Here is a 21,707-nt window from a genome sequence, read left to right as displayed (position 1 = left end):
GGGGCGTACCCGGGAAGGAGCCGGATGACGATGCTGGACGTGGCCGTACGCACGCGCGCCGAGCTGGGCGAGGGACCCACGTGGGACCCCGCGGCCGGCCGGCTGATCTGGGTCGACATCCTGGGTGCCCGCATCCACGCCTACGACCCGGCCACCGGCAGGCGCACCGTGCAGACCACCGAGCAGCACGTCGGGTCGGCCAAGCCGCGCGCCGGCGGCGCCGGTTACGTCGTCAACCTGCGCGACGGCGTCGGGCTCTACGACGCGGACGGCGCGTTCCGCTGGCTCGTCCACGAGCCGGTCGCGGGACGCCGCGGCAACGAGGCGATGGTCGCCCCCGACGGCGCCCTGTGGGCCGGCACCATGCGCTACGACTCCACCCCCGGCGGCGGCACCCTGGCCCGGGTCACCGGCGACGGCACGCAGACCGTCGTCCTGGACGACGTCACCGTCAGCAACGGCACCGGCTGGAGCCCGGACGGCAGGCTCATGTACTACGCCGACACCCCCACGGGCCGCATCGACGTCTTCGACACCGACGGCGCCGGGGTCACGGGCCGGCGCCTGTTCGCCGCCGTGGAGGACACCCCGGGCTCGCCCGACGGGCTCTGCGTCGACGCCGAGGGATACGTGTGGGTGGCGCTGTGGGACGGCGCCGCCGTGCGCCGGTACGCCCCGGACGGCACCCTGGACCGCACGGTGGAGGTGCCCGTACGCCGCCCCACGTCCTGCGCGTTCGGCGGACCTGAGCTGACCGACCTGTACATCACCTCCTCGTCGCTGGCCGACGCGCACCCGCTGGCGGGTTCCGTCCTGGTCCTGCCGGACGCGGGCCGCGGGCTGCCGCAGGCGCCGTTCGAGGGGTGAGGCGCGGATGACCGCGGAGACGGCGGCGGGGACGTTCCGTATCGGCGGGGACCTGGAGGTCGGCCGGCTCGGGTTCGGGGCGATGCAGCTGCCCGCCGGACCGGCGGACGCGCGGGCGGCGTCGGTCGCGGTGGCGCGGCGGGCGGTGGAGCTGGGCGTCACGCTGATCGACACGGCGCACCTGTACGGCGGTGGGGCCAACGAGGAGCTGCTGGCCGAGGCGCTGTACCCGTACCCCGAGGAGCTGTTGATCACCACGAAGGTCGGTGTCGCCCGCTCCGCCGAGACGGGGGAGTGGGGGCTGGACGGCCGGCCCGAGGTGCTGCGCGAGCAGGTGGACCACGCCCTGCGGCGGCTGCGGGTGGAGCGGATCGAGCTGCTCCAACTGCACCGCATCGACCCGGAGGTGGACCTCGCCGAGCAGGTGGGGGCGCTGCGGGAGCTGCAGGAGGCGGGGAAGGTCGCGCGGCTGGGTCTCTCCGAGGTGACGGCCGGGGAACTGGCGCGGGCGCGGGAGCTGGTGGACGTCGCGAGCGTGCAGAACCGCTACAGCGTGGGCGACCGGGAGCACGAGGCGGTGCTCGACGCCTGCGCGGCGGCGGGGATCGCGTTCCTGCCGTGGCGCCCGGTGCTGGGCGCGGTGCCGCCGGCGGACGCCGCGGGCGCTCCGGACGCCGGGGGCCCCCAGGCCCCGTACCGGGTGATCGGGGCGGTGGCCCGCGAACTCGGCGCGACGCCGGTGCAGGTCGCGCTGGCCTGGCTGCTGGCGCACTCGCCGGTGGTGCTGCCGATCCCGGGGACGGCGAAGCTCGGGCATCTGGAGGAGAACGTCGCGGCGGCGGGCGTACGGCTGGAGCCGGCGCATCTGGAGCGGCTGGACGCCCTGTGGTCGTGAGGCCCGCGGGGCCGCGGCCCCGATTTCTGAAATCGATTGCGTACCGAAGGGCTTGACAGGCCCTCCCTTCAACTCCTGCTCTGTGCATACCCCTTGACCGACCCGCTGACCGCGCCTAGCTTCTCGTGAAATCGATTTCGAGAAGACTGGGAGGCACCGTGGACAGACATGGCCGGATTCGCGGCGGCACCGCCGCCCTCCTCGCCGTGGTGACGGCGCTGGCGACCGGGGGCCTGGCGGCGGCCGCGCCCGAGGCGCCCGAGCCGCGCGGCGGCCCTGACCGGGCCGCCGCCAAGGGGCCCGTCGGATGGGACACGTACCGGCAGCTCGACCGGCTCTCCGACCTGCCGGCCGGGGTGCACACCAAGCAGTTCTCCAGCTTCGACCGCACCGGCGGCAACGCGCACGACGGCTTCGACGGCAAGTACTCCTGTCTGCGGACGACCCCCGCCGGCTGCGTCATCGCCGAGCAGGCCGGGGCCGGCGAGATCGGCGCCATCTGGTTCACCCGCGACGAGGGCGACGTCAGCAGGACGGGCCGGATCACCGTCGAACTCGACGGCGAGAAGGTCGTCGACGCACCGCTCCAGGACCTGGTCGACGGCAAGCTCGGCGCCCCCTTCGTCAGCCCGCTGGTCGCCAACGCCGACCAGACGTCCGGCGGCGTGGTGATCGAGGTGCCGATGCCGTACCGCGAGTCGATGCGGATCACCACCGAGCACAACCCGCTCTTCCACCACGTCTCGTACCGCACCTTCGCCGACGCCGAGGGCGTCACCACCTTCGACCCGGACGACCCCGCCGCCGACGTCGTCGCCGCCCTGCGCGCCGCCGGCACCGCCGACCCCAAGCCGGTCGTGCCCGGCGCGCGCACGCAGCGCACGGGTCTCTCCCTCGCGCCCGGCGCCTCCCAGACCCTCGCCCGCGCCGACCGGCCCGGGCTCCTCACCGAGCTGCGCCTGAAGCTCCCGCAGGCCCCCTACGTCCAGCCGCGCAGCGAGACCGACGACGGCAGGGCGTACGGTGCGGGCGGCGGCAGCGAGTTCACCCTCGCGATCGACCCCGGCAACGAGGGCGTGCGGCTCACCCGCCGCTACGACCCGATCATCGCGAACCAGGTCGCCACCGTGTACGTCGACGGCCGCGAGGCCGGCACCTGGGGCCCGACGCCGCAGGCCGGCGGCGGGCTGTGGGGCGAGGACAGCGTGGAGCTGCCCGCGGAGCTCACCGCGGGGAAGTCGGAGATCACCGTACGCAACGCCTTCGTCTCCTCCGACCTCGACGTCAACGAGTTCACGTACTGGGCCGACAGCCGCGTCGGCGGCGAGACGCGCCGCACCGACACCATGGACGTCGGCGACGCCGCGAGCGAGACCGCCCACGGCTACGCCATCACCGCGCCGAACTGGCAGGGCGTGCGCACGTACGACTACCCCCTCGGCGACGGCGAGCGCGCCGAACTCGCCGCGGCCCAGGACGTGCTCCGGGGCCTGCGGCTGCGCGCCACCTTCGACGGCGAGCGCACCGTCGACGCCCCGCTCGGCGAGTTCTTCGGCTCGGGCCACGCGACCGCGCCCGTACGGGCCCTGATGTACGGCATCGACGCCGAGGCCGCGGGCGGGCCCGTCCTCACCTCCTGGTGGCCCATGCCGTTCGCGCGGAACGCGAAGGTCGAGCTCTACAACGGCTCCGGCACGGCGGTCACGTCCGGCACCGCCGAGGTCACCGCCGCCCCGTCCCGCACCCACGCCCAGGCCGTCGCCTCCGGCGACGCGGGCCGCTTCCGCGCCACGTCCCACGCGGGGCCGACGGTGCCGGGGGAGAGCTGGGACTTCCTCGCGACGGCCGGCACCGGCAAGTTCACCGGCGTCACCCACACCATGACCGGCGAGCTGAACCGCAACTACCTGGAGGGCGACGAGCGCGTGTACGTCGACGGCGCCCGCACCCCGCAGATCCACGGCACCGGCACCGAGGACTTCTACCAGAGCGGCTGGTACTTCAACCGCGGCACCTACGCCCAGCCCTTCAACGGCAACCCCGCCCACCTCGGCCCGCCCACCGGCTGCGCGGCGGACCGGGACTGCACGGGCACGTACCGGCTGATGATCCACGACGCGGTGCCGTTCACCCAGGCCATCGACTTCGACATCGAGCACGGCTTCGTCAACGACAAGCAGGCGGACTACTCGTCGACCGCGTACTGGTACGGCGAGAAGAAGGCGACCGGCGCGAAGACCGACACCCTGGACGTGGGCGACCCGGAGAGCGAGGAGGCCCACGGCTACACGTCGGACGCCCCTGGTGACGTCACCGGGCTGGACTCCGTCTTCGAAGGCGACGCGCAGAAGCCGCTGCGCCTCACCGCAGACGTCCGCGCCACGACGGCACCGGTCAGCTTCACCCTGCGCGTCGACCGCGGCAACGCGGGCGTGGAGCTGCGCCGCACGAGCGACCAGGCGGCGCCGTACCAGCGCGCGGCGGTGCGGGTCGACGGGAAGCGGCTGCCGGACTGGCTCCAGCCCTTGGGCAACGCGGAGCGCCGCTGGCTGGACGACACGTACCAGATCCCGGCGAGCGTGACGGCGGGCAAACGGGAGATCACGGTGACGCTGACCCCGGCGGCGGACGCCCCGCCGTGGTCGGCCGAGTCGTACGAGGCCCACAGCCTGCGCGACGGCGGCTGACCCCGTCAGCTCCCGTCAGGCGGGGAACAGCGGGTGGCCGTCCCGGGCACGGGAGGGCCACCCGCCGGCGCACAGGGTCAGTCCGTGCCGAAGGAGTGCACGGTGGTGGAACGGTACGTGTCGCCGGGCCGGAGGACCGTGGAGGGGAACGACGGCTGGTTCGGCGAGTCGGGGAAGTGCTGGGTCTCCAGGCAGAAGCCGTCGCCCTGGCGGTAGACCCGGCCCGAGGTGCCCGTGAAAGAGCCGTCGAGGAAGTTGCCGCTGTAGAACTGCAGACCGGGCTCGGTGGTGGCGATGCTCATCGTGCGGCCCGAGGACGGCTCCCGGACCGTGGCGACGCGTTCGGGGGCGCGGGTGATGCCCTTGTCCAGGACCAGGTTGTGGTCGATGCCCTTGCCGTAGAGCAGTTGCTCGTGGTCGTCGCGCAGGTCCGCGCCGATCGTCTTCGCGCGCCTGAAGTCGAAGGGGGTGCGGGCGACCGGGGCCAGTTCACCGGTGGGTATGAGACCGGCGTCGACGGGGGTGTAGCGGGAGGCCGCTATCCGCAGCTCGTGGCCGTAGACGTCGCCGCTGCCCTCGCCGGCGAGGTTGAAGTAGACGTGACTGGTGAGGTTGACGACCGTCGGCGCGGAGGTGGTGGCGGCGTAGTCGATGCGCCAGTCGCCCCCCGCGGTGAGGGTGTAGTCGACCCTGGTGGTCAGCGCGCCCGGGTAACCCATCTCGCCGTCGCCGCTGACGTAGCGCAGCGTCAGACCCACGCCCGCGGCGGAGGTGAACGGCTCGACGTCCCACACCCGCTTGTCGAAGCCCTTGTCGCCGCCGTGGAGGCTGTGGTCGCCGTCGTTGAGCGGCAGTTGGTAGGTCCGGCCGTCGAGTGCGAAGCGGCCTGCGGCGATGCGGTTGCCGTAGCGTCCGATGAGCGCGCCGAAGTACGGGCTCAGGGCGACGTAGTCGCCGAGGTCGCCGAAGCCGAGCGACACGTTGGCGTACCGCCCGTGCCGGTCGGGCACCTCCAGGGACTGCACGATGCCGCCGTACGACAGCACTCCGAGCCGGGTGCCGCCGTTGCTCAGCGTCCAGCGGTCCACGCGGGTGCCGTCGGCCAGCGTGCCGAAGGGCTCGCGCACCGGCTTGCGGGGGCGGCCCGCGGTCTCCGCCGCGGCGGGGGCCGCCAGGCCGGCGGCGGCGAGGCCCCCGGCAGTGGCGGCGAGTAACGTCCGTCTGCTGGTCGCCGAAGTCGCGGCGAGCGGGGCTCGGTCCTGGGTCATGTCGATGCAGCTCCTCGTTGAGGGAAGGGGGCAGGACGCACGCGTCACGCGCTACGCGCCCGCCCGGCGTTTGTTCCAGATGTCGAAGCCCACCGCCGCCAGCAGCACCAGGCCCTTGATGACCTGCTGGTAGTCCGTGCCGAGGCCGACCAGCGACATGCCGTTGTTCAGCACGCCCAGCACCAGGCCGCCGATGACCGCGCCGAACACCGTGCCGATGCCGCCGCTCATCGACGCGCCGCCGATGAAGGCCGCCGCGATGGCCTCCAGTTCGAACATCTCGCCGGCCTTCGGGACGCCCGCGTTCAGGCGGGCCGCGTAGACGCAGCCGGCGAGGGCGGCGAGGACGCCCATGTTGACGAAGACCAGGAAGGTGACGCGCTTGTCCTTGACGCCCGACAGCGTCGCCGCCGCCCGGTTGCCGCCCAGGGCGTAGACGTGGCGGCCCACGACGACGTTGCGCATCACGTAGCCCAGCGAGACCAGCAGGCCCGCCATGATCAGCAGGACCACCGGGACGCCGCGGTAGCTGGCCAGCATCAGGGTGGCGGCCACGACGGCGGCGACGATGAACGCGCACTTGCCGAGCCACAGGGGGTACGGCAGCACGTCCAGTTCGTACGACAACTGGCGGCGGCGGTCGCGCCACTCCTGCCACAGCAGGAACAGGCCGACGCACAACCCCAGCAGCAGGGTCAGGTTGTGGTAGTTGGTGTCCGGGCCCGTCTCCGGGAGGAAGCCCTGGGCCATGTTCTGGAAGCCCTTGGGGAAGGGGGAGAGCGACTGGCCTTCGAGCACGATCTGGGTGAGGCCGCGGAAGACCAGCATGCCCGCGAGCGTCACGATGAATGACGGGATGCCGACGTACGCGATCCAGAAGCCCTGCCACGCCCCCGCCGCCGCGCCGATGAGCAGCGAGCACACCAGGGCCAGCGGCCACGGGAAGTCGTGGTTGACCATCATCACGGCCGACATCGCGCTGGCGAACGCGCACAGCGAGCCCACCGACAGGTCGATGTGCCCGGCGATGATGACGATCATCATGCCCATCGCCAGGATCAGGATGTAGCTGTTCTGCTGGACGATGTTGGAGACGTTGCGCGGCAGCAGCAGCGTGCCGTCGCTCCATACCTGGAAGACCACGACGATCAGTCCGAGCGCGACGAGCATGCCGTACTGCCGCATGTTGTTGCGCATCGCGTCCAGCAGGGCGCCGGCGAGCGCGCCGCGGGATCCGCCGGCGGCGGGGGCGGCGGGCGGGGTGTCGCGCTTCTCGGTGGTCAGCGGGCTCATCCTTCGTCCCTTACGTGCGTGGTCATGTGGCGCATGAGGACTTCCTGAGTGGCTTGCGACCGCGGCACCTCGCCGGTCACCCGGCCCGCGGCCATGGTGTAGATCCGGTCGCACATCCCGAGCAGTTCGGGTAGCTCCGAGGAGATGAAGACCACCGCCTTGCCGCGGGCGGCCAGCCGGTCGATGACCGTGTAGATCTCGTACTTCGCGCCCACGTCGATACCGCGGGTGGGCTCGTCCAGGAGCAGCACCTCGGGGTCGGCGTGGATCCACCTGCTGAGCACGACCTTCTGCTGGTTGCCGCCGCTCAGCCGGTTCACGGGCTCGAAGACCGTCGGGGTCTTGATGTTCATCGACGTGCGGTAGCCCTCGGCGACCCGCCGCTCCTCGTGCTCGTCGACCGCGCCGCGGCGGACCAGCTTCGGCAGGGCGGAGAGCGTGATGTTGCGCATGACGTTGTCGATGAGGTTGAGGCCGTACGTCTTGCGGTCCTCCGTGACGTACGCGATGCCGTGCCGCACCGCGTCCGGCACGGTGCGGGTGTCGACCTCGCGGCCGTCGACCCGTACCGTGCCGGACTCGTACCGGCCGTAGGAGCGGCCGAAGACGCTCATCGCCAGCTCGGTGCGGCCCGCGCCCATCAGGCCCGCGATCCCGACGATCTCACCGCGCCTCACCTCGATCGAGACGTCGTCGACGACCTTGCGCTCGTGGTCGATGGGGTGGCGTACGGTCCACCCCTCGACGGCGAGCGCGACGGTGCCTTCATCGTCGCCCCGGTAGTGGGAGCGCTCGGGAAAGCGGTGGTCGAGGTCGCGGCCGACCATCGCGCGGATGATGCGGTCTTCGGACAGTGCTGGACCCTCGCCGCCCGACTCCGCATCCCGTACCGCCAGCGTCTCGATCGTCCGGCCGTCGCGCAGGATCGTCACCCTGTCCGCGACCTGCCGGATCTCGTTCAGCTTGTGCGAGATGAGGATGCAGGCGATGCCCTGGTCCCGGAACTCCCGGATGAGGTCCAGCAGTTTGCGGCTGTCCTCGTCGTTGAGTGCCGCGGTGGGCTCGTCGAGGATGAGGAGCTTCACCTTCTTCGACAGGGCCTTGGCGATCTCCACGAGCTGCTGCTTGCCCACGCCGATGTCGGCAATCCGGGTCTGTGGCTTCTCCGCGCCCAGACCGACGCGCTTCAGCAGCGCGGCGGCGGCGCGCAGCGTCTCGTTCCAGGAGATGACGCCGCGCTTCGCCTGCTCGTTGCCGAGGAAGATGTTCTCCGCGATGGACAGGTACGGCACCAGCGCCAGCTCCTGGTGGATGATGACGATGCCGCGCTCCTCGCTGGCCGCGATGTCCTTGAAGGCACACGGTGCGCCCTCGAAGAAGATCTCGCCCTCGTAGCTGCCGTGCGGATGGACTCCGCTGAGGACCTTCATCAGCGTCGACTTGCCGGCGCCGTTCTCGCCGCAGACGGCGTGTATCTCGCCGGGTGCGACGGTGAGGCTGACGTCGGCCAGCGCCGTGACCCCGGGGAAGGTCTTGGTGATGGCGCGCATCTCAAGGACCGCAGCGGTCACGTGAGGTCCCCGGCCTTGTAGTAGCCCTCCTCGACCAGCAGGTCCGTGTTGGTCTTGTCGATGCTGACGGGATCCAGCAGGAACGCGGGGACGACCTTGACGCCGTTGTCGTACGTGTCGGTGTCGTTGACCTCCGGCTTGCCGCCGGTGAGCACGGCGTCGGTCATCTGCACGGCCTGCTTGGCGAGCTTGCGGGTGTCCTTGTAGACGGTCTGCGTCTGCTCCCCGGCGATGATGGACTTCACCGACGCCAGCTCGGCGTCCTGGCCGGTGACCACCGGCAGTTCCTTGCCGCCGCTGCCGTAGCCCGCGCCCTTGAGCGCGGAGAGCACGCCGATGGAGATGCCGTCGTACGGGGACAGCACGGCGTCGACGTCCTCGCCGCCGCCGTAGTTGCCGCTGAGCAGGTCGTCCATGCGCTTCTGCGCGGTGCCGCCGTCCCAGCGCAGAGTGGTGACCTGGTTGAGCCCGGTCTGGCCGGAGCGGACGGTGAGCTGCCCGGAGTCCAGGTACGGCTGGAGCACGGCCATGGCGCCGTCGAAGAAGTAGCGGGTGTTGTTGTCGTCGGGGGAGCCCGCGAAGAGCTCGATGTTGTACTCGGCGTCCTTGTCCTCGTCGAGCTTCAGCGCGTCCACGATGTACTGGCCCTGGAGCCTGCCGACCCGCTCGTTGTCGAACGAGGCGTAGTAGTCGACGTTCTCCGTCTCCAGGATCAGCCGGTCGTACGCGATGACGGGGATGTCCGCCTCCTTGGCGTCGGCCAGCACCTCCGTCAGCGAGGTGTTGTCGATCGCCGCGACGACGAGCGCGTCCACGCCCTTGGTGATCATGTTGTCGATCTGCGAGACCTGGTTCTCGACCTTGTCCTCGCCGTACTGGAGATCGGTCTCGTAGCCGGCGGCCTCGAACTGCTTCACCATGTTCTCGCCGTCGGCTATCCAGCGCTCCGACGACTTCGTGGGCATCGCGATGCCGATCGTGCCGCCCTCGGCGCCGTCTTTCTTCTCCTCGCTGCCGCCCTCGCTGTCCTGGCCGCAGGCGGCGAGGGCGAGGGCGAGCGCGGACACGGCGGCGGCGGTCCGCAGACGGGCGATTCGGGGCGTGCGGGGGGTGCGCATGGTGGTCAGTTCCCTTCGGATACGGAGGCGGGGGAGGAAGCGGGGGCGGGGGTGGCGACGGGCCCGGGGCCGGGTCCGGTCCCGGGAGCGGCACCGGACCCGGCCCCCGGGAACCTGTGCAGCGCCCCCGGCAGCCGGGACCCGGGCGGCGACATCGCACCGCCCGCGCCGAGCCGGTCGAGGAGGTCCAGGACCAGCCGCCCCCGGCGTACCCGCTCGCGCGCGGTGGCGAGCACCGTCTCGCGCATGTGGGCGCCGTACGGATAGATCCCGGGGGCCTTGGAGAGGCCGAACTTCAGGTACAGCGGCGCCCCGCGGCGGATCAGCTCGGCGGCGTCGTACATCCGCACGTAGCCGCCGAGGTCGTCGGGCGCCTCCACGTACAGGTCCATCGGCGCCGCGCTCACCCGGCGGATCTCGGTGAGCTGCTGGAGCGAGAGGTCCGAGGGGATGTTCAGTGAGTCGGCGCCCAGCCGTTCCCACACCGCGTACGCGGCGGGGTTCACCGGGCCGACGAGCGCGGAGACCTTGAACGTGGTGTCCGCGGGCAGCTCGCCGATCTCGCGCAGCCCGTGCAGCAGCCACAGCACCCCCTCGTCCGCGACGAGCAGGCACCGCACGCCCAGCCGGGCGGCGCGCAGCGCGTCCTCCACGCAGCCGGCGAGCTGGTCGTGCCCGCGGGCCCGCAGCCCCCCGCCGCCGGAGGGGCTGCGGGTGGCGCCGCCGGTGTCCCAGGTGCCGCGCGGGCCGGTGAACAGCGACAGCTCGATGTCCCGCGCCGCGCAGGCCGCGACCATGTCGGCGATCTCGGCGTCGGTGAGCATCCACACGCCGCTGCCCTGGCTGATCCGGTGCACGGGCACCCCGAGGCGGGTGCTCTCCTCCAGCACCGCGGCCAGCGCCTCCGGCCCCTCGACGGAAGGGATCTCGGTGCGCCAGCGGCCGCCGTCGGGGAAGGCGTACGGCGAGGTGTCGGCGGGATCGGGCGGCGGGGCCGCGAAGCCGAGGCGGCCGAGGGCCGGTTCACCGGGAGCGTGAGGCACGGTACTCCTTCGTTCGTTATATCGGACGTCGTTCGGTTTCGTACCGATGGGAAGGCCGCGGCGGGCCGCACGCGCACCTACGGCCGCAGCAGCACCTTGCCCACCGCCGGATCCCCGCCGCCGACCAGGCCGACGGCCTTCTCGTAGGCGTCCAGCGGCAGTTCGTGCGTGATCAGTGCCGCCGGGTCCAGCTGCCCGGCGCCGAACGCCCGCACCGCGTACGACCACGCCGCCGACGAGGCGCCGAAGACCCCGTACACGGCGATCTGCCGCATCGCCAGGGCCACCGGGTCGACCCCCGCGGCCCCGCCCGGCGGGATGCCCGCGACGACGACCCGCCCCCCGCGCCGTACCAGCTCCACCGCGGCCGCCGCGGAACGCTCCGCCCCCGCCGTCTCCACGACCATGTCGTACGCCCCCGCCAGGCCCCCGGCAGCGCCGGGCGCCACCGCCCGCGCGCCGAACCCCCGCGCCGCCTCGGCCCGTTCCGCCCGCGGCTCCACCACCAGCAGCTCCGCCGGCGCGTACCCCGCGAGCAACTGCACCGCCAGCAGCCCCAGCGTCCCGCCCCCCACGACGGCCACCCGCTCACCCGGCAGCGGCGCCCCGCGCAGCACCGCCGCCGCGGCGACGGCCGCCGGCTCCAGCAGCGCGGCGGCGCGCAGGTCGGCGTCGTCGTCCAGGACGTGCAGCAGCCGCGCCGGCACCGTGACCGTCTCCGCGAACGCCCCGGCGCGGGTGAACCCCGTCTCGTCGTACGGCCCGGCGCACAGGTTCGTCTCGCCGGACCGGCAGCGGGCGCACACCTGGCAGCAGCGGAACCCCTCCGCCACCACCCGCCGCCCGGCCAGCGCCGCGTCGGCGCCGGGCCCGACCTCCGCCACCGTGCCCGACCACTCGTGGCCGGGCGTCAGCGGGTAGGTGACGTAACCGGCCGGGCGGGTGCCGTCGTACACCTCGCGGTCGCTGCCGCACACCCCGGCCGCGTACACCCGCACCCGCACCTCGCCAGGCCCCGGCGGCGACGACGCCACGCTTCCGACCCGCGCCCGCCCCGGTTCGTGCAGCACGACCGCGCGGTGGGACTCAGCCATCGGGGTTCCTCTTCTCCCAGCCGTCCGCCCACAGATCGAAGTGCGCCCGCTGCTGGGGGAACTCCGCCGCCGCGTCGGTGTCCAGCTCCACTCCCAGGCCCGGTGCCTCGGAGCGCGTGAAGTAGCCGTCGACCACCTCGGGCGCGCCCTTGACCACTTTCTTGATCTCCGCGTCGGCGAAGTCGTTGAAGTGCTCCAGGACCTTGAAGTTGGGGGTGCAGAAGCCGACGTGCAGGGAGGCGGCGGTCAGCACCGGGCCGCCGACGTTGTGCGGCGCGAGCAGCACGTAGTGGGTCTCGGCGGTGGCGGCGAGTTTGCGGGTCTCCAGGATGCCGCCGACGTGCCCCACGTCCGGCTGCACGATGTCCGCGGCCTGGCTCTCGAAGAGCTCCCGGAACTCGATCCGGTCGTGGATCCGCTCACCTGTCGCCACCGGCACGTCCACCCGCCCGGCCACCTTCGCCAGCGCCTTGAGGTTCTCCGGCGGCACCGGCTCCTCCAGCCACGCCGGCCGGAACGGCGCCATCTCCCGCGCCAGCCGCACCGCCGTGGCCGGGGAGAAGCGGCCGTGCATCTCCAGCATCAGCTCCGTCTCGTCGCCGACGGCGTCGCGTACGGCCTCGATGAGGGAGACCGCGTAGCGGGACTCGGCGTGGTCCAGCTCCAGGCGGCCCGCACCGAACGGGTCGATCTTCAGCGCCCGGTAGCCGCGCTCGACCACCCGGCGGGCGGCCTCGTGGTACGCCTCGGGCGTGCGCTCGGTGGTGTACCAGCCGTTGGCGTACGCCTTGACCCGGTCGGTCACCGCCCCGCCGAGCAACTGCCACACCGGCACGCCCAGCGCCTTGCCCTTGATGTCCCAGCAGGCCGTTTCCACGCACGCGATCCCCGACATCACGATCTCGCCCGCCCGGCCGAAGTCGCCGTACTTCATCCGGCGGACCAGATCCTCGATCGCGAACGGGTCGGAGCCCGCGATGTGGTTCACCTCCGCTTCGCGGAGATAGCCGACCAGGGCGTCGGTGCGGCCCAGCATCCGGGTCTCGCCGACCCCGGTGAGGCCCGCGTCGGTGTGCACCTGGACATAGGTCAGGTTCCGCCAGGGGGTACCGACGACGTGCGTGCTGATTCCCGTGATGCGCACGGCTGGTGGCTCCTTCACCGCGTTCGAGATTTCGTCAGGCGTTCGAAATACAGGCGTGACGGTAAGGAGGCGGGCGGCAGGTGTCAACGGTCAGCGCACGGCGAACTCGTAGACCGTGGCCGAACGGTAATGCTCGCCGGGCCGCAACACGGTCGAGGGGAAGTGCGGGTGGTGCGGGGAGTCGGCGAAGTGCTGGGTCTCCAGGGCGAGTCCGTCGCCGGGGCGGTAGGCCCGCCCGGACGGCCCGGTGAACGACGGGAAGACGAAGTTCGCGGTGTAGAGCTGTAGTCCCGGCTCGGTGGTCAGCACCCGCAGCGAACGCCCCGAGGCGGGCGAGGAGACCTCGGCGACCGGCTCGGGCGTGGCGGTGACGCCCTTGTCGAGCACGAGGTTCTGGTCGTACCCGAGTCCGATCAGCAACTGGGGGTGCCCGGAGCGCAGTTCCGCGCCCACCGGACGCGCGGTGCGGAAGTCGAACGGCGTGCCCGCCACGTCCGCGATCTCGCCGGTCGGCGCCGAGGTGGGGGAGTTGACGGTGAACCGGCTCGCGGCGACGCGCAGCCGGTGGTCCTCGATGCTGCCGCTGCCCTCGCCGTCGAGGTTGACGTACGAGTGGTTCGTCAGGCTCACCACGGTCGGCGCGTCGGTGGTCGCCTCGTAGTCGAAGCGCAGCGCGCCCTCCGCGGTCACGGTGTACGTGGCCCGCACGTCGAGCGTGCCGGGGAAGCCCTCCTCGCCGTCCGGGCTCGTCCGCGACAGCAGCAGCGCGGCGGACCCGGGCGCGGCCGGCGCCGCGGCGGCGGCCCATACCCGCTTGTCGAAGCCGCGGGCGCCGCCGTGCAGGCAGTTGGGGCCGTCGTTGGCGGGCAGCGGGTAGGTGCGGTCGCCGAGAGTGAAGGAGGCGCCGGCGATGCGGTTCGCGTACCGCCCGATGAGCGCGCCGAAGTACGGGTCCGGATGCTCCACGTACTCGTCCACGGTCGCCAGCCCCAGCACGACGTTCGCGTACCGCCCCGCCCGGTCCGGCACCTCCACGGACTGCACGATCCCGCCGTACGACAGCACCCGCACCCGGGTGCCGCCCGCGACCAGCGTCCACCGCTCGACGGGCGTGCCGTCGGCGAGCTTCCCGAAGGGCTCGGCGGTCACGGAGGGCGCCGGCACGGCGCCGGGCGGGGGCAGGGGAGTCTCGGCCATGACAAAACCCTATGCGGCCCTCCGGACCGTCCCCCAGACCGCCGCCCGCCGGCCGCTCGCCTACCCCTCCCGGGCCTCCCGGAGCTTCTCGTACGCGATCTCCGCCAGGGCGTTCTGGCCGTCCTCGTCCGGGTGGAAGGAGTCCCAGCGGCTCAGGTGGTCGCCGGTGAAGGCGTACCGGAACGCCGCCCCGTCGTCGTACACGCACAGCGGATGCTTCCCGCACTCCTCCGCCAGCACCGCGTTGTACGCCACCACCCGGTCCTGCACCTCCTCGCGCCGGCCGCTGGCCGTCGTGCCGAGGTCCGAGGGGTCCGCGAGCATCGACTGGCAGATGCCCAGCGACCAGACCTGCCGGGTCACCACGCTGCCCCGGCCCACCTCCCACAGCCGCATGAGGCTCGGCACGCTGGACACGTACACCTGCGTCCGCGGCAGGTCGGCCTCCAGCCGGTCCAGCGAGTCCGCCACCGCCGTGCGGTAGTCCGCCACCGGAGTCATTTCCTCCGCGCTCTCCGTACAGGCGTCGTTGGCCCCCATGAGTATCGTCACGAGATCCGGCCTGCGGGCGATGGCCTCGCCCGTCTGGACCGGCAGATCCGCCACTTGCGCGCCCGAACGGGCGAAATTCCACGTGTGCCCCGACGGCTTGTCCAGCAGCCGCCGCGCGAGGCTCTCCACGTCCTTCGAATCACCCGTCGACCAGGACTTCTCCGGGCAGTCGGTGAGCGGCTCGCAGGCGTGGAACCCGCGGGTGATGGAGTCGCCGAGGGCGGCCACCGACGTCGGCGGCCGGGGCGCCGCCCGGGCCTCCCGCGAGGGCGCACCCGCCTCCTCCGCGCCGCCTGACGGCGCGGCAGATCCCTTGTCCTTCCCCTGTGTCGCGCCCTCGCCGGTGCAGCCGGCGAGGACCAGTGACATCGCGACCGCCCCCGTGAAGACGAGTGCCGCCCCTTTGCGCATCCCTGCGCTCCCTCCCGCCCCCGAGGTCCTCCTCCGAACGTAGGTCAGCATGCCCAGGACCGACCGTACGGCACGCGCGTGGTGCGACGGCACGGTAGCTTGGCTGAGGCTCAACGGGCCGTATCGCGGCGGGATCGCACCCGGTAACGGAGTGTCCTGTTTACCCGGAAAGGCGACCCGTGGTGTTTACTCTAGGCAACTTCGAGCCCGCGGATGGAGGCCCCCGGTGACGACACGTGGAGTTCTGTTCGTCCACTCTGCCCCGCGGGCGCTCTGCCCGCACATCGAGTGGGCGGTCGCCGGCGTCCTCGGCGGCCGGATCAGCCTCGACTGGATCCCCCAGCCCGCCTCGCCCGGCACCTGGCGCGCCGAGTTCTCCTGGCAGGGCGAGCCCGACACCGCCTCCCGGCTCGCCTCCGCGCTGCGCGGCTGGCACCTGCTGCGCTTCGAGGTCACCGCCGAGCCGTACGCCACCGCGGAAGGCGAGCGCTACAGCTCCACCCCCGACCTCGGCATCTTCCACGCCGTCACCGGCGTGCACGGCGACATCCTCATCCCCGAGGACCGGCTGCGCGCGGCGCTGGCCCGGGCGCAGCGCGGTGAGACGCAGTTGGAGGCGGAGATCGCCAAGCTGCTGGGCAAGCCGTGGGACGACGAGCTGGAACCCTTCCGCCACGCGGGCGAGGGCGCACCCGTCCGCTGGCTGCACCAAGTGGTATGACCCGGCGGGCCGTCGGGCCCACCGGCTCACGGTGAAGACACGCAGGGACGGGCCGGGCCGCGGCGTCAGACCGAGCGGAACGCCAGCACCACGTTGTGGCCGCCGAAGCCGAACGAGTTGTTCAGCGCCACGATCGGTCCCTCGGCCGGCAGCGGCGTCGCCCGCACGGCGATCAGCGCCGGGTCGACCTCGTCGTCCAGGTCCTCGACGTTGATCGTCGGCGGCGCGACGCGGTGCTTCACCGCCAGCACCGCCGCCACCGACTCGATGCCGCCGGCGCCGCCCAGCAGATGGCCGGTCATCGACTTCGTACCGGAGACCAGGACGTGCCCCAGCTCGTCGCCGAAGACCTTCTCCATGGCCTTGATCTCCGCCACGTCGCCCTGCGGCGTCGACGTCGCGTGCGCGTTGACGTGGACGACCTCGGCGGGCGTCAGGTCGTTGTGCGCGAAGAGGTTCTCCAGCGCCGCCGCGATGCCGCGGCCGCTCGGCTCCGGCTGCGCGATGTGGTGCGCGTCCGCCGACAGCCCCTGGCCGACCGCCTCGCAGTAGACCTTCGCCCCGCGCCGCTTCGCGTGCTCCGCGGACTCCAGCACCAGCACGCCCGCGCCCTCGCCGAGGACGAAGCCGTCGCGCGCCTTGTCGTACGGGCGGGAGGCGCCCTGCGGGTCGTCGTTCTTCTTCGACATCGCCATCATGTTGGCGAACGCCGCGATGGGCAGCGGGTGGATCGCCGCCTCCGTGCCGCCGGCCACGACGACGTCGGCGCGGCCGGTGCGGATCATCTCCATCGCGTACCCGATCGCCTCCCCGCCGGAGGCGCAGGCGCTGACCGGCGTGTGCACGCCGGCCCGGGCGTTGATCTGCAGGCCGACGTTGGCCGCCGGGCTGTTGGGCATGAGCATCGGCACGGTGTGCGGGGAGACCCGCCGGGCGCCCTTGTCCCGGAGGTTGTCGTACTGCTCCAGCAGCGTCGTCACGCCGCCGATACCGGAGGCGACGACCGCGCCCAGCCGGTCGGGGTCGACCGCCGCGTCCTCGCCCGCCTTGGCGGTGAACCCGGCGTCCGCCCACGCCTCCCGGGTGGCGACGAGCGCGAACTGCGCCGCCCGGTCCAGCTTGCGGGCCTGCGGCCGCGGGATGATCTCGGTGGGCTCCACCGCGACCTCGCCCGCGAAGTGCACGGGCAGTTCCGCGGCCCAGTCGTGGGCCAGGTCGGCGATGCCGGAACGGCCGGCCACCAGGCCGTCCCAGGTGGAGGCGCTGTCGCCACCCAGCGGTGTGGTGGCGCCGATTCCGGTGACGACCACGGTGCGATCGGTCGCGTTCACGTCGATGCTCACTCCGAAGGTTGAGGTGTTCCTACGGCACCACCGCGGGCCGCCGCCCGCGCCGGGGGGCGCGGGGGAGGGGGTGGCGACAGCGGGAGAGCCGGGCGGTCAGCTCTGGTGCTTGAGGATGTAGTCCGTGGCGTCGCCGACGGTCCTGAGCGCCTTGACGTCGTCGTCCGGGATCTTGACGTCGAAGCGCTCCTCGGCGGCGACGACGACCTCGACCATGGAGAGCGAGTCGACGTCCAGGTCGTCGGTGAACGACTTGTCCGGCTGGACGTCCTCGACCGGGATGCCGGCGATCTCGTTCACGATCTCCGCGAGACCGGCGACGATCTCTTCCTGAGTGGCGGCCATCTTGGGGACTCCTTCTTTCCGTTCCTTGAGGGTTCTCATGGGAGTGAGCTGCGCGGCGGCCGGGGCGGGCCCGGCCGCGGGTCAGGGCAGGGTCACGACCGTGGCGGCGTAGACCAGTCCGGCCCCGAACCCGATGACGAGGGCGGTGTCCCCGCTCTTCGCCTGCCCGGTCGCCAGCATCCGCTCCATGGCCAGCGGGATGGAGGCGGCCGAGGTGTTGCCGGTGGTCTCGATGTCGCGGGCGACCGCGACATGCTCCGGCAGCTTGAGGGTCTTCACCATCGAGTCGATGATCCGCATGTTGGCCTGGTGCGGGATGAAGACGTCCAGCTCGTCCGGCGTGATGCCGGCGGCGTCCAGGGCCTCCTGGGCGACCTTGGCCATCTCGTAGACCGCCCAGCGGAAGACCGTCTGGCCCTCCTGGGTGAGCGCGGGGAACTTCACGTCGCCGTTCTCGTCCAGGGGCAGTTGCCCCAGGTCGCCGACGCGGAAGCGGTCCCACGGCAGGGTCTGCTTGATGGTCTCGTGCTTGTCGCCCTCCGAGCCCCACACCGAGGGGCCGATGCCCGGCTCGTCCGCGGGGCCGACGACGACCGCGCCGGCGCCGTCGCCGAAGAGGAAGGCGGTGGTCCGGTCGGACTTGTCGGTGAGGTCGGAGAGCCGCTCGACGCCGACGACGAGCACGTGCTCCGCGCTGCCCTCCACGATCAGGCCCTTGGCCAGCGTCAGCCCGTACCCGAAGCCGGCGCAGGCGGCGGAGATGTCGAACGCGGCCGGCTTGCCGGCGCCCAGCAGATGCGCGATCTCGGTGGCCACCGACGGCGTCTGCATGAAGTGCGAGACGGTCGAGATGATCACGGCGTCGACCTGCTCGGCCGTCACGCCCGCCGCAGCGAGCGCCTTGCCGGCGGCCTCAACGGACATCTGCGCGACGGTCTCGTCGGGCCCTGCCCAGTGCCGGGCGGTGATGCCCGAGCGGCTGCGGATCCACTCGTCGGAGGAGTCGATGTACTGCAGGATCTCCTCGTTGGGCACGACGCGGGTCGGGCGGTAGCCGCCGACGCCCATGATGCGGGCGTACGGAGCACCCTTGGTGGGGCGGATCTTCGCGGTCATGTGCTCTCCTCCGCGGCGGCGGCCGTCCCGGCGACGGCGGCACGGGCCTTCTCGATGTCCTCGGGGGTCTTCAGCGGCACCGCCGCCACGCCCTTCAGCGCGCGCTTGGCGAGTCCCGTGAGCGTGCCGCCCGGGGCGGCTTCCACCAGTGCGGTCGCGCCGTGCGCCGCGAAGGTCTCCATGCACGCGTCCCAGCGCACCGGGCTGGCGACCTGCGCGACCAGCCGCTCGACGACCTCCGCGCCCGAGGCCACGACCCGGCCGTCGCCGTTGGACACGTAGGGGATACGCGGGTCCGCGGGCGTGAGCTGCCCGGTCTTCGCCGCCAGCGCGGCCACGGCGGACTTCATGTGCTCGGTGTGGAAGGCGCCGGCGACCTTCAGCGGCACGACGCGGCGCGCGCCCTCCGGCTTCTCCTCGGCCAGCTCGGCGAGCTGCGCGGCGGTGCCGGCGGCGACGATCTGCCCGGCGCCGTTGACGTTGGCGGGGGTGAGGCCGAGGCGGTCCAGGTGCGCGAGCACGGTGTCCTGCTCGCCGCCGAGCACGGCGGACATGCCGGTCTCCGTGACGGCGGCGGCCTCGGCCATGGCCAGGCCCCTGGCCCGTACCAGCGCGATGGCCTCCTCGTCCGTGATCACCCCGGCGAGCGCGGCGGCGGTCAGCTCGCCGACGCTGTGCCCCGCGACCATGCCGACCTGCCGGTGCAGCGGCCCGGGGCCCTCGAAGAGCGCGTACGCGCTGACGAGGGCGGCGGCGACCAGCAGCGGCTGCGCCACCGCGGTGTCGCGGATCTCGTCCTCGTCCGCCTCGGTGCCGGCGCGGACCAGGTCGAGCCCGGCGACGTCCGACCAGGCCGACAGCCGCTCGGCGACGCCGGGGAGGTCGAGCCAGGGGGTGAGGAAGCCGGGCGTCTGGGCGCCCTGGCCGGGAGCTACGAGTACGAGCACCCTTCAACCTTCTCTTGTCGGGGGTGTCTGCCGCCCGTGGGGACGGGGACGAAGAACACCGGAGGGATTTGTTGAGTCCGAACAAATGACTACGGCTGGGGTTCCGTCTCCGTCAGCCGGCCGAGGATCAGTGCGATACGCAGAGTAAACGCCGAACGGACATCGGACGGGGACCACCCCGTGACATCGGTCACACGTCGCAGCCGGTAGCGAACGGTGTTGGGGTGAACGAACAACATCCGTGCGGCGCCTTCGAGGCTCGACGCCTGCTCCAGGTAGACGCTGAGCGTCTCCAGCAGCGCGGAGCCGGCCTCCGCCAGAGGACTGTAGATCTCCTCCACCAGTTGTTCACGCGCCGCCGGATCGCCGGCGATCGCCCGCTCCGGCAGCAGGTCGTCCGCCAGCACGGGCCGCGGCGCGTCCTCCCAGGCCGAGCACGCCTTCAGCCCCGCCGCCGCGGCCTGCGCGGAGCGCGTGGCGGCCAGCAGGTCGCCGACGACCGGGCCGGCCACCACCGGACCCTGCGCGAACGGGCCGATCAGCGCCTTCGCCGCCTTCAGCGGCTCCGCGCTGCCGCCCGCGATGACGACGAGCCGCGTGCCCAGCACCCCCGTCAGCACCTGGAGCTTCGCGTGCCGCGCCGCCCGCCTGATCGCCTCCACGGTCAGCTCGCTGTCGCCGTCCGGCGCGGTGCCCAGCACCACGCACACGTGGTCGGGCGAGCTCCAGCCGAGCGCCGCCGCGCGGGACACGGCGCCCTCGTCGGCCTCGCCGGACAGCACCGCGTTCACCACCAGCGACTCCAGCCGGGCGTCCCACGCGCCGCGGGCCTCCGCGGCCTGCGCGTAGACCTGGGCGGTGGCGAAGGCGATCTCGCGGGCGTAGACGAGCAGCGCCTCGCGGAGCGCGGACTCGTCGCCGGGCGCGGCGACGTCCTCGATCGCGGACTCCATCACCTCGATCGTCGTACGCACCATCTCCACGGTCTGCCGCAGCGTGATCGCCCGGGTCAGCTCCCGCGGCGCCGTGCCGAACACGTCGGTCGAGATGGCCTGCGGCGTCTCGGGGTGCCGGAACCATTCCGTGAAGGCCGCGATGCCCGCCTGCGCGACCAGCCCGATCCACGAGCGGTGCTCCGGAGGCATGGCCCGGTACCAGGGCAACTGCTCATCCATCCGGGCGATGGCGGCGGCGGCCAGTTCCCCGGACGACTTCTCCAGCCGGCGCAGGGTCGCGGTGTGCGGATGCTGCAACCGAGCGGCGTCACGGTCGGGCGGCTCGGGTGTCTCGGTCGGTTCAGGCACGGGTCTAGCCTGCCCTATCCGGGTCGCGTCGGACGAAAGCGGCGTCTTTCCGCGGGGACTCCGGCCGCTTCGCGGGGCTTCGGGCGGCTTCGGGCGGCGTACGGTGGCGGGGTGATTCAGCTACGGCGGGGGCGGGCGCGCTACCGCGGCGGGGACGCGGGCGCCGGAATCGAGACGCTGCACGCGTTCTCCTTCGGCGGCTTCTACGACCCGGACAACGTCCGCTTCGGCGCGCTCGTCGCCTGCAACGAGGAGCGGCTGCGGCCCGGCGCGGGCTTCGCCGAACACCCGCACCGCGACATGGAGATCGTCACCTGGGTCCTCGACGGCGAGCTGACCCACGAGGACTCCGCAGGACGCACCGAGACCGTCCGCCCCGGGGACGTCGCGCGGCTCTCCGCGGGCACGGGCATCCGGCACGTGGAGCGCAACGCGGGCCCGGCGCCGCTGGCGTTCCTCCAGATGTGGTTCATGCCGGCGGCGCCGGGCGGCGAGCCCTCGTACGAGGTGGTCCGCGGCATCGCCGACGGCACGCCGCTGGCGGTCGAGCGGGCGGCGTCGGTCCTGCACGTGCGCCGGCTGCGCCCGGGGGAGCGGACGGCGCTGCCGGACGCGCCGTGGGTGTACGTGCACGTGGTCCGCGGCGCGGTCCGCGTCGGCGGCGGGTCCCCGGCGGCGGGGCCGGGGGACGCGGCCCGTATCGCCGGCTGCGAGGGACTGGACCTGACGGCCGAGGAGCCGGCGACGGCGCTGGTGTGGGAGATGCAGCCGGCCGGGGAATAGGGCCTCCG

General features: G+C 72.8%; 19 protein-coding genes. 5 read left to right on the top strand and 14 right to left on the bottom strand.

Annotation, left to right across the window (positions count from 1 at the left end; translation table 11 throughout):
- Positions 1-30 precede the first annotated feature (30 nt).
- From FB457_RS11945 to FB457_RS11935, 3 genes are all read left to right on the top strand, one after another.
- Entirely contained in the window at positions 31-867 is an 837-nt protein-coding gene (locus FB457_RS11945) for an SMP-30/gluconolactonase/LRE family protein (protein WP_078898629.1), read from the top strand.
- Between the two features lie 7 nt (positions 868-874).
- A complete protein-coding gene (locus tag FB457_RS11940) occupies positions 875-1,762 on the top strand; it encodes an aldo/keto reductase (RefSeq protein WP_145781792.1) in 888 nt (295 codons plus the stop codon).
- A gap of 158 nt (positions 1,763-1,920) precedes the next feature.
- Positions 1,921-4,449, top strand: coding sequence for a glycoside hydrolase family 172 protein (locus FB457_RS11935; RefSeq protein ID WP_145781789.1), 2,529 nt, complete (start codon positions 1,921-1,923; stop codon positions 4,447-4,449).
- Positions 4,450-4,526: 77 nt separating this feature from the next.
- Here the strand turns inward: FB457_RS11935 and FB457_RS11930 are convergent, their stop codons facing one another.
- The 9 genes from FB457_RS11930 to FB457_RS11890 all read right to left on the bottom strand — a co-directional run bounded on the left by FB457_RS11930 (position 4,527) and on the right by FB457_RS11890 (position 15,140).
- Positions 4,527-5,717 carry an aldose epimerase family protein gene (locus FB457_RS11930; protein ID WP_047015572.1) on the bottom strand — a complete coding sequence of 397 codons (1,191 nt, stop codon included), beginning with the start codon at positions 5,715-5,717 and terminating at the stop codon, positions 4,527-4,529.
- Between the two features lie 51 nt (positions 5,718-5,768).
- Positions 5,769-7,010 carry a multiple monosaccharide ABC transporter permease gene (gene mmsB, locus FB457_RS11925; RefSeq protein ID WP_047015571.1) on the bottom strand — a complete coding sequence of 414 codons (1,242 nt, stop codon included), beginning with the start codon at positions 7,008-7,010 and terminating at the stop codon, positions 5,769-5,771.
- A complete protein-coding gene (gene mmsA, locus FB457_RS11920) occupies positions 7,007-8,560 on the bottom strand; it encodes a multiple monosaccharide ABC transporter ATP-binding protein (RefSeq protein ID WP_047019862.1) in 1,554 nt (517 codons plus the stop codon). The genes mmsB and mmsA overlap by 4 nt, the downstream gene beginning before the upstream one ends.
- A 17-nt stretch (positions 8,561-8,577) precedes the next feature.
- Positions 8,578-9,699, bottom strand: coding sequence for a multiple monosaccharide ABC transporter substrate-binding protein (gene chvE, locus FB457_RS11915; RefSeq protein ID WP_047015570.1), 1,122 nt, complete (start codon positions 9,697-9,699; stop codon positions 8,578-8,580).
- Positions 9,700-9,704: 5 nt separating this feature from the next.
- Positions 9,705-10,742 (bottom strand): hypothetical protein, encoded by a 1,038-nt coding sequence (locus FB457_RS11910; protein WP_047015569.1) that lies wholly within the window; start codon positions 10,740-10,742, stop codon positions 9,705-9,707.
- Between the two features lie 77 nt (positions 10,743-10,819).
- Positions 10,820-11,836 carry a zinc-dependent alcohol dehydrogenase gene (locus FB457_RS11905; protein ID WP_047015568.1) on the bottom strand — a complete coding sequence of 339 codons (1,017 nt, stop codon included), beginning with the start codon at positions 11,834-11,836 and terminating at the stop codon, positions 10,820-10,822.
- The gene (locus FB457_RS11900) at positions 11,829-12,980 is read right to left on the bottom strand and encodes a mandelate racemase/muconate lactonizing enzyme family protein (RefSeq protein ID WP_047015567.1); all 1,152 of its coding nucleotides are present in this window, start codon (positions 12,978-12,980) and stop codon (positions 11,829-11,831) included. Before FB457_RS11900 ends, FB457_RS11905 begins: the two co-directional genes overlap by 8 nt.
- Positions 12,981-13,070: 90 nt before the next feature.
- Complete coding sequence (locus FB457_RS11895) at positions 13,071-14,177, bottom strand: aldose epimerase family protein (RefSeq protein WP_047015566.1); 1,107 nt, start codon at positions 14,175-14,177, stop codon at positions 13,071-13,073.
- Positions 14,178-14,237: 60 nt separating this feature from the next.
- Positions 14,238-15,140 carry an SGNH/GDSL hydrolase family protein gene (locus FB457_RS11890; RefSeq protein WP_047015565.1) on the bottom strand — a complete coding sequence of 301 codons (903 nt, stop codon included), beginning with the start codon at positions 15,138-15,140 and terminating at the stop codon, positions 14,238-14,240.
- Between the two features lie 226 nt (positions 15,141-15,366).
- Here FB457_RS11890 and FB457_RS11885 point away from each other — a divergent pair, with 226 nt between their 5' ends.
- Positions 15,367-15,861, top strand: coding sequence for a DUF3145 domain-containing protein (locus tag FB457_RS11885; RefSeq protein WP_047015564.1), 495 nt, complete (start codon positions 15,367-15,369; stop codon positions 15,859-15,861).
- A 65-nt stretch (positions 15,862-15,926) separates the two neighbouring features.
- On the opposite strand, the gene fabF is transcribed toward FB457_RS11885, so the two are convergent.
- The 5 genes from fabF to FB457_RS11860 form a co-directional block, all read right to left on the bottom strand.
- Positions 15,927-17,192, bottom strand: coding sequence for a beta-ketoacyl-ACP synthase II (fabF, locus tag FB457_RS11880; protein WP_047019861.1), 1,266 nt, complete (start codon positions 17,190-17,192; stop codon positions 15,927-15,929).
- A 108-nt stretch (positions 17,193-17,300) separates the two neighbouring features.
- On the bottom strand, positions 17,301-17,549 hold the full coding sequence (locus tag FB457_RS11875) for an acyl carrier protein (RefSeq protein ID WP_047015563.1): 249 nt from the start codon (positions 17,547-17,549) through the stop codon (positions 17,301-17,303).
- An 81-nt stretch (positions 17,550-17,630) separates the two neighbouring features.
- The gene (locus FB457_RS11870) at positions 17,631-18,665 is read right to left on the bottom strand and encodes a ketoacyl-ACP synthase III (RefSeq protein WP_047015562.1); all 1,035 of its coding nucleotides are present in this window, start codon (positions 18,663-18,665) and stop codon (positions 17,631-17,633) included.
- Positions 18,662-19,612, bottom strand: a complete 951-nt coding sequence (locus FB457_RS11865) for an ACP S-malonyltransferase (protein ID WP_047015561.1) — start codon at positions 19,610-19,612, stop codon at positions 18,662-18,664. Before FB457_RS11865 ends, FB457_RS11870 begins: the two co-directional genes overlap by 4 nt.
- An 89-nt stretch (positions 19,613-19,701) precedes the next feature.
- A complete protein-coding gene (locus FB457_RS11860) occupies positions 19,702-20,916 on the bottom strand; it encodes a PucR family transcriptional regulator (protein WP_078898202.1) in 1,215 nt (404 codons plus the stop codon).
- A gap of 111 nt (positions 20,917-21,027) precedes the next feature.
- Here FB457_RS11860 and FB457_RS11855 point away from each other — a divergent pair, with 111 nt between their 5' ends.
- A complete protein-coding gene (locus FB457_RS11855) occupies positions 21,028-21,699 on the top strand; it encodes a pirin family protein (protein WP_078898201.1) in 672 nt (223 codons plus the stop codon).
- Positions 21,700-21,707 lie beyond the last annotated feature (8 nt).

The organism is Streptomyces sp. CNZ287, from assembly GCF_007827615.1.
The sequence above is the reverse complement of the archived record's forward strand: the minus strand, read 5'-3'. Positions and strand labels throughout refer to the sequence as shown.